Origin of the sequence: Halorubrum tropicale, from assembly GCF_001280455.1 — an archaeon.
GTDB lineage: Archaea > Halobacteriota > Halobacteria > Halobacteriales > Haloferacaceae > Halorubrum > Halorubrum tropicale.
Genome location: NZ_LIST01000012.1, coordinates 21,446 through 27,741, shown reverse-complemented (window position 1 = coordinate 27,741; position 6,296 = coordinate 21,446). Strand labels below are relative to the sequence as shown.

Here is a 6,296-nt window from a genome sequence, read left to right as displayed (position 1 = left end):
GGCTTGTACTCGTCGTACCACATCGGGATAGAGTTCGTGGAGGCCATCGACGTCATCAGTGCGAACTTGGTGTCGTCGCACGCCATCGGCTCCCCATCCATCCCGAGCAGCTGCCAGAGCACGCTGAGCGTGCTGGACTTACCGGCCCCCGTCTCTCCGGTGACGTGGAGTGTGTTGAACTGCCCCTCCCACTCCTGAACGTGCGGGCGAAGCGGCGCCGCGTAGATCCAGCCCATAGCCGGTATGAACCGCTCGCTGAACCGTGACTGAGGGACAAGTTGGAGGATCTCGGCCACCTCTTCGGGATCGTACTCGTCGTTCTCGTCCGGATTCAGACCCCATGCTCGCTCAGCGCTGATTTCCCGCTCGATGTAGGACATCTTTGGGTCGTCGAGCCACCCATCCGCAGTTAGAACGCCCTTCGGTGTCACAAACTCACCCGCATCCGGGTGTAGGCCCATATGGTGCGTTCCGGTCCGAACCGGCGCATCTTGACCTCCCACGAGCTTCCGGAGCTCGTTCAGATCCGACGGACCACCCTCAAATGTGGTCGTGAGCCCCGTCACGATGTTGTCTCGGAACCGGCGCGCGTCGTTGAACACTTTCGTAGCGACGGTGAGATCGTACGACTCCTCGCCCGTTGCGGGCACAACGGTCATATCGATGAGTCGCTCGCCGTCGTTGAAGAGGAACGAGTCCACGTCGATCGTGAAGTTCGTGACGCGCTCGAAGTACGTCTCGCCGGTGTCGTGGTTCGTGTGCCAGTAGCCGTAGCCACCGGTATTGACTTCGAGTTCCGAGTACGCACCAAAGTTGTTGATGTCCGACCCGCCGTCGTCGTCTCCGTCGTCCTGCTCAGGGCTTCGAACCTCAGCGCTACGGTCGTCTTGTGGGTCTGGCGAAGGTGCTGGTGGGGCGTCTCGGTCGGTTTCCTCCGCCGCCTGCTCCAAGTCCTCCGGACGGCTCCCGTCAGACGACATGTACTCCCGGCCGTGTTCGAGGCCGGCGTCCTCGATGGCGGCGAGCGCGTGATTGTACGTCTCTTTTCCGGGGAAGCGGAGGTAGCCGCCCCGCTCCGACTCGGCGCGGATGAAGGCGTCTTCTGGGACCACACCCAGCGCGACGGCTGCCTTCCGTACCGACCAGTAGGGCATCTGCCCGTACTCATCGCCGTCAGCGTTCTGAGAGTTCGCGTCAGGGGTCCAAACGGGGATCTCAAAGCCCAGCTCTCGTAGGTACTCTACGCCCCTCCGCCAGTCTTCTCCAGACGCCGTCGCGCCCCGGTCCCAGTTCTCTTCGGCAATAAGGGCCATCTTCACGGGACCACCGCTGTAGTCATCGCCCGTATCGACCCAGATCCCCTCGCCTTCGACGACGAAGTTCGCGTTTCCGCTCTCGGCGTTAGGGCCCCAAACAGGGACAAACGCGCGCTTACCGCTACCCGAGTTGTCACTCTTCCCGCTAGCGCGATCAGTCCATTGATGGACCACCGTGCGGGAGGCTACGTCCTCAACATCGAGCGCATCCAACGCATCGAAGACGTCACTAATGAACGGCGTTACGGGGGCTCCACCGACACCGCCCCCCATCTGCTCTTTTCTCTGACGGCGACGCTCACGCGCTCGTTCACGAGCTTCTTCCGCCTGTTCTTCCCGCTTCTGCTCTTCTTCGGCCCACCCTTTCAGCGCGGCCTCCCACGAATCGTACTTCTCGTACTCGTCGGGCCAGAGCCGCTTCACCAACGTCTCGGCGTGGTCGCGGTACTGGGTACTCGTGAGGTCGGCTGCCCAGCTGGCCGTCGCCTCCACGAGGTCGTCATCGACGTCGTCGAACGGAACAAGGTCGTACGACGGTGCATCCGTGTTCAGCGGCACGACCACCGCGTCGTGGTCCGTGTGGAGCGACAGCGGAGCCTTGTACTGCCTGTTACAGTTGTTCACCCAGTCAGGATCGATGACCTCAGCCGCTCCTTCCACACGGTCCTCAACGCGGTTCTGTGCCTCTTTCAGCCACTCGTTGGAGCGGTCCACGAACGCTTCCATGACACGCTCGCGTGCGTCCGCGTCCTCGTCGAACAGGTCCGCGATCGGGAGCGTCGCTGCGGGAGCGCCCATGATGTACGAGCCGCCGACACTGTCCAATCCGAAGACGGCATCTCGGTCACCGTAGAGGCGGGCGTACTCCTCGATGTAGGCCTCTAGCGTCTCGTCGATGACCTGCTGGGTGTGCTCATCGAGGTCGCCGCGCTGCGGCTTCAGCTCGTCAGCTAGGTCGATGTCACCCCAAGCCATCACGCCACGGAGATCTCCGTACCCGGGCGTCGGGCTGCTGCTCCGCCATTTCGTCTCTCCGTCTTCGAACGTACACGGCTCCCAGTCCACAAAGGCGTCTCGGGATTTGTAGGTCGTGACGGTGTAGAGAGCACGTTCGATCCGGCCCTGGACGGTGTCGTAGTCGGTGGCGAGTGTCGCGCACCGCGCCTCCTGGTCGTACCCTTCCTCAATGAGATCGAAGTCGTCCTGGTCGCGCCGGACGTACCAGCCACTGTAGTCGTTCAACCCGATGGTCAGGTTACCATCGACGTCGGCCAGTTCTTCCATCACCGGCGCGATGCGGGCGTAGTGCTCGCGAACCGTCTCCAACTCTAAATCATCGCTCATAGTGTCGCCTCCATGTCAATTCCGACGGGTGATTTCACACCTTTCACACCCGGGGTGTCAAAAGTGGGTGATTTACCCCTCCGCCTTCTTGCGATTTCACGCGTTTCCCGGATTTCACACCTACTGAAAGGGGTGTATGTGTTGAGCCGTGCGCGGCTGCGGGCGGGCGGGTGCGGGCTCGCTACGTACACCCCCATTTCAGAAGGTGTGAAATCCGTGAAATCCGTGAACTCGCTTTTGCCGTCTTGCGGTTTTTCATTTCCCACCTCAGAAATCGAGGTGTGAAATCCGTGAAATCGATCTATCTGTTCGCGGGAGACTGACTCAGCCGCCGCTCCACAAACCAATCCATCGACCGTCTGCGCGTGGAGATCGTCCATATCGTGTGTCGTCGAGCTCCACCGACGCCCGAAGACGTCGCGACCGCTATAGCCGCAACTCTGGAGAGAGTCAGGCTTATGTGGGTCGCTGAGGAAGAGAGAGACACGGAAACTCACACGAGCGCAAAGGTTGGCGCCCGTGGCTCGTGTGAGCCCCCCCTTCCTGCGGTGGGTTGTTTTCTTTAGCGTATGCTCTACGTTCCTCCCCGGCTCAACATAAATGCTCCCCAACTTTCGTAGCATGGATTCCTCGAAACAGATCTGCTCGTCACCACTACCCGCGTTCAGCGAGCTATTCATCGACGCCCACCTGGACATGGCACGCGAGGTAGACCTCGCGCCAGCTGGCGTGCTCATCGAGATCGCGGAGGCCGCCGCGAACGTCACTCGATGAGCCGGCGGACCGGCTACTCATCGTGATCACCCATCGCCCGCAGCTGGCGGACGCGGCTGAGCTTCCACAGCAACCGCCGATGACGGTCGGCTGCGGCGTCGACGTCCGACAGCCGCTCTTTATAGTGCGCCTCGGCGGCGTCGACGCCGTCGCGCTCGACGCGGAGGTCGACCTCCATCCACTCTGGCGTCGTCGACATCAGCGCCCTCCCTCGCGGTAGCGAGCGGCGGCCTCCTCAGACGCGCTCAGCGGCTCGACAGTTGATTGCCGGTCGGAGATGCGCACGGCCCTTGCGACGCCGGTCATCTCACCGCTCGGGTGCGAGTAGCTCGTACAGGACGGACACGCTATCGCCTCGCCGTCCGCATCCCCGAACTGGCGGACCATCCGGCGCGCCTCGGCCTTCGAGTGCCATTCGAGGAGGTCAGCCCCGCACTGACACCGCGGCGGCTCTACGCGCCAGCCAGCGGCCTCTCGTTGCGACTGAGCCTCGGTGTCCTGCTCCGGTTGTTCGTCGCCCTCAGCGTCCGCCTTGAAGTCGAAGAGCGTCGGCTGTGCCTTACTCATCGGTATCACCGTCCTCGTCGTCGTCCCCGTCGTCGAGATCGTGCTTCTCGTCGAGCCAGTTGGGGAGGTCGTCCTCCTCCTTAGCGCGACGAAGCTGGGCGTTGACGCTGTTCGCGTGGACGTTGTCGTCAGTCATCGGAGTCACCCCGGCAGCGGTAACAGTCGACGTCCTCGCCCGACGTCTCGCGACCGCAGGACGGGCACTCAAACGTCTCGGCGTCGACGACCTGGTCCTCGGCGCTCGCGATGCCCTCACAGATCGAGCAGCGCCGGCCGTGACACCGCGATCCGCAGACGTCACAGGTCATCGCCGACCTCCACGGCCTGCCGGACGGTCGTGTCGTCAGTCTCGCCCGCGAGAACGTCGCGAGCGTCGATTCCAACCGCTTCTTCCGCGCTCTGTGGACCTTTATTAGTCCGGGTTTCGTTGGTTCGCATGGTCTTCCAGAGACCACCGGGTCTGAGCGGGGCAACGCTCGGCCCGGAGAGTTTCTGCCCTCCGAGCACGCCCGGTAGCCGTTGGCTAACCGATATGGCGGTAGTCTAATAAGTGTTGTTCTCATACCGGAACATGAGGATGCCACTATTATGACATTCAAAAAGTCATGTAGTAAACTTATGGAGAGCGATGAGAGAACGCAAGCAAGATGGCACGCAGGCGGAGGGCTTACTGGATGAACGAGAAGGATGACATCATCCTCGAATATTTGGATGATGTTGGCGTCGCCGAGCCCCCCGCAGTGATCCACTTCAACATCAGTCGGACCGAGGAGGTCGACTTCGTGGAGAAGACGACAAAGCGCCGTCTCAAGCGGCTTCTCGGGTTGGGACTTGTCACGCTGGCCTACGAAAAGGGGCGCTACTACGAGATCACCGACGAAGGACGCGCCTACCTCGCGGGAGATCTCGACGCCTCGGAGCTCGACGGCTGACATTGGTCAGACCCCCGCGTCGGTGGCGACATCGCGATAGGGGCCGGCGTCGGTGAGGAGTTCGACTTCGTCGCGGTCGAGGAGGTCGTCTGTTTTCTGATCGCGCAGCTGGTTGAACGAGGGCTCGACGTCGTCGCTGTGAGCTCTGGCGCAGGTCGCGCACCAGAAGTGCTCGTTCGTGGGCTCCCACGAGCGATGGCCCTCAGGACAGAGAAACCGCCAGCGGTCGCGGCGAGACTCCAGTTTGATCTTGAGACGAGGCATAGCCTCGCCTACATGATGGTGGTATAAAGCGGGTTTTCTAAAGCGGGGTGAAAGTGAAAGTGTAGCCTACTCCGGGGATGTCGTCACAGTCTCGGTAAGTAGTGTCTCGCCTTCCACTGAGTAGACGGCAACATCGATACTGACTGTCGGGGACTCGCCAGCCTCGGCCTCGTAGAGCCGTTCAAACCCCCGACTGCGAGCTTGTATTGTTTTTTGATTGCCGGGATCGATTGTGAACTCGTGAGACTCAACAGTACTACTTGTGGAGGACGCCTCAGCGTAGGCTTCTAAAGGTACATCTCCCGTGTTCTCCAGTGTCATTTCGATCACGTTCAGATAGACACCATTCCAAAGCGGTGTAATACTCTCAAACTCGGGCGTTGCGGGCTCAAGACTGTGGGATACTGTCTTAGAGGTAGTCCCGGACGCTGTCTCAATACTCACCTCGATACCGACATCGCCCCCCTCGGCAAACTGGAGTTGATAGTTGTTGAAATCGAGGCCGACAGTAGTGGTCTCACCCGGCTCGACAAATTCGTTCCAGCCGTAGGCTACCTCGTCTTTCGTTTCCAGATCGACGCCGACACGATCAATGAGTACTGGCATATCACCGCTGTTCTCGATGGTAGCGTCGAATCCATCTAGGCGGCTTTCGTCCCATGTGTCCGTGACCGACAAAATCTGCGCTTCTGGTCCTGAAAAGCTTCTTGTGACGGTGTCAACTGTATCACCGTCCCGTCTGATGACGAACTTGTACTCGCCAGCACCCATGCCCTGGTAAGGGAGTATAACCTCATTTCCTTCTGGACTGGCCGTTGCCTCGCTCACGACCTCGCCTTCAGCCGTTTCGACCAAGGCCGTGGCGTAGTCGTCTAACTCATACTTGATGGCAAACGCTCGCGTCTGGTCAGAGATCTCTATTCCGATGTCGTTTATCGGTCCATCCATATCCGCTGAGGCAGACCCGCCCGTCGCTCCGACATTCGCCTGTGTACATCCGGCCAAGCCGGGCAGCGAAAGACCGCCAACCGTAAGCAGCGCTTTTCGTCGCTTCATGGCCGCTACATCTGTCGGTGGGCTTATAATACTTAGAAAGATG

At 60.7% G+C, this 6,296-nt stretch carries 11 protein-coding genes; 2 read left to right on the top strand and 9 right to left on the bottom strand.

The window, feature by feature from the left end; translation table 11 throughout:
- Both AMR74_RS16630 and AMR74_RS18860 read right to left on the bottom strand, forming a co-directional pair.
- Positions 1–2,660 (bottom strand): hypothetical protein (locus AMR74_RS16630; protein ID WP_053773176.1); only part of this gene is annotated, 2,660 nt, incomplete at its 3' end.
- Positions 2,657–3,040: a hypothetical protein gene (locus AMR74_RS18860; protein ID WP_139043054.1), complete on the bottom strand. Its 384-nt coding sequence runs from the start codon at positions 3,038–3,040 to the stop codon at positions 2,657–2,659. The genes AMR74_RS16630 and AMR74_RS18860, both read right to left, overlap by 4 nt.
- A 241-nt stretch (positions 3,041–3,281) precedes the next feature.
- Between AMR74_RS18860 and AMR74_RS19350 the strand changes: the two genes are divergently transcribed.
- On the top strand, positions 3,282–3,434 hold the full coding sequence (locus AMR74_RS19350) for a hypothetical protein (RefSeq protein WP_167551945.1): 153 nt from the start codon (positions 3,282–3,284) through the stop codon (positions 3,432–3,434).
- A 13-nt stretch (positions 3,435–3,447) separates the two neighbouring features.
- Here AMR74_RS19350 and AMR74_RS16625 read toward each other — a convergent pair whose 3' ends face one another.
- From AMR74_RS16625 to AMR74_RS19340, 5 genes are read right to left on the bottom strand one after another with little or no spacing between them, the layout of a single operon-like run.
- Positions 3,448–3,633: a hypothetical protein gene (locus AMR74_RS16625; RefSeq protein WP_053773175.1), complete on the bottom strand. Its 186-nt coding sequence runs from the start codon at positions 3,631–3,633 to the stop codon at positions 3,448–3,450.
- The gene (locus AMR74_RS16620; protein WP_053773174.1) at positions 3,633–4,001 is read right to left on the bottom strand and encodes a hypothetical protein; all 369 of its coding nucleotides are present in this window, start codon (positions 3,999–4,001) and stop codon (positions 3,633–3,635) included. Before AMR74_RS16620 ends, AMR74_RS16625 begins: the two co-directional genes overlap by 1 nt.
- Complete coding sequence (locus tag AMR74_RS19345; protein WP_167551944.1) at positions 3,994–4,137, bottom strand: hypothetical protein; 144 nt, start codon at positions 4,135–4,137, stop codon at positions 3,994–3,996. Before AMR74_RS19345 ends, AMR74_RS16620 begins: the two co-directional genes overlap by 8 nt.
- Positions 4,130–4,309, bottom strand: a complete 180-nt coding sequence (locus tag AMR74_RS16615; RefSeq protein ID WP_053773173.1) for a hypothetical protein — start codon at positions 4,307–4,309, stop codon at positions 4,130–4,132. Before AMR74_RS16615 ends, AMR74_RS19345 begins: the two co-directional genes overlap by 8 nt.
- Positions 4,299–4,439 (bottom strand): hypothetical protein, encoded by a 141-nt coding sequence (locus AMR74_RS19340; RefSeq protein ID WP_167551943.1) that lies wholly within the window; start codon positions 4,437–4,439, stop codon positions 4,299–4,301. Before AMR74_RS19340 ends, AMR74_RS16615 begins: the two co-directional genes overlap by 11 nt.
- A gap of 236 nt (positions 4,440–4,675) precedes the next feature.
- On the opposite strand from AMR74_RS19340, the gene AMR74_RS16610 reads away from it, so the two are divergent.
- Positions 4,676–4,933 carry a hypothetical protein gene (locus AMR74_RS16610; RefSeq protein ID WP_240471238.1) on the top strand — a complete coding sequence of 86 codons (258 nt, stop codon included), beginning with the start codon at positions 4,676–4,678 and terminating at the stop codon, positions 4,931–4,933.
- Positions 4,934–4,939: 6 nt separating this feature from the next.
- On the opposite strand, the gene AMR74_RS16605 is transcribed toward AMR74_RS16610, so the two are convergent.
- Positions 4,940–5,197, bottom strand: coding sequence for a hypothetical protein (locus AMR74_RS16605; RefSeq protein ID WP_053773171.1), 258 nt, complete (start codon positions 5,195–5,197; stop codon positions 4,940–4,942).
- Between the two features lie 66 nt (positions 5,198–5,263).
- Positions 5,264–6,253 (bottom strand): hypothetical protein, encoded by a 990-nt coding sequence (locus AMR74_RS16600; protein ID WP_139043053.1) that lies wholly within the window; start codon positions 6,251–6,253, stop codon positions 5,264–5,266.
- Positions 6,254–6,296: the final 43 nt, after the last annotated feature.

Coding starts and splice junctions, on each gene's coding strand:
- AMR74_RS18860 (WP_139043054.1), bottom strand. CDS start 3,040: ATGGACGATCTCCACGCGCAGACGGTCGATGGATTGGTTTGTGGAGCG.
- AMR74_RS19350 (WP_167551945.1), top strand. CDS start 3,282: ATGGATTCCTCGAAACAGATCTGCTCGTCACCACTACCCGCGTTCAGC.
- AMR74_RS16625 (WP_053773175.1), bottom strand. CDS start 3,633: ATGTCGACGACGCCAGAGTGGATGGAGGTCGACCTCCGCGTCGAGCGC.
- AMR74_RS16620 (WP_053773174.1), bottom strand. CDS start 4,001: ATGAGTAAGGCACAGCCGACGCTCTTCGACTTCAAGGCGGACGCTGAG.
- AMR74_RS19345 (WP_167551944.1), bottom strand. CDS start 4,137: ATGACTGACGACAACGTCCACGCGAACAGCGTCAACGCCCAGCTTCGT.
- AMR74_RS16615 (WP_053773173.1), bottom strand. CDS start 4,309: ATGACCTGTGACGTCTGCGGATCGCGGTGTCACGGCCGGCGCTGCTCG.
- AMR74_RS19340 (WP_167551943.1), bottom strand. CDS start 4,439: ATGCGAACCAACGAAACCCGGACTAATAAAGGTCCACAGAGCGCGGAA.
- AMR74_RS16610 (WP_240471238.1), top strand. CDS start 4,676: ATGAACGAGAAGGATGACATCATCCTCGAATATTTGGATGATGTTGGC.
- AMR74_RS16605 (WP_053773171.1), bottom strand. CDS start 5,197: ATGCCTCGTCTCAAGATCAAACTGGAGTCTCGCCGCGACCGCTGGCGG.
- AMR74_RS16600 (WP_139043053.1), bottom strand. CDS start 6,253: ATGAAGCGACGAAAAGCGCTGCTTACGGTTGGCGGTCTTTCGCTGCCC.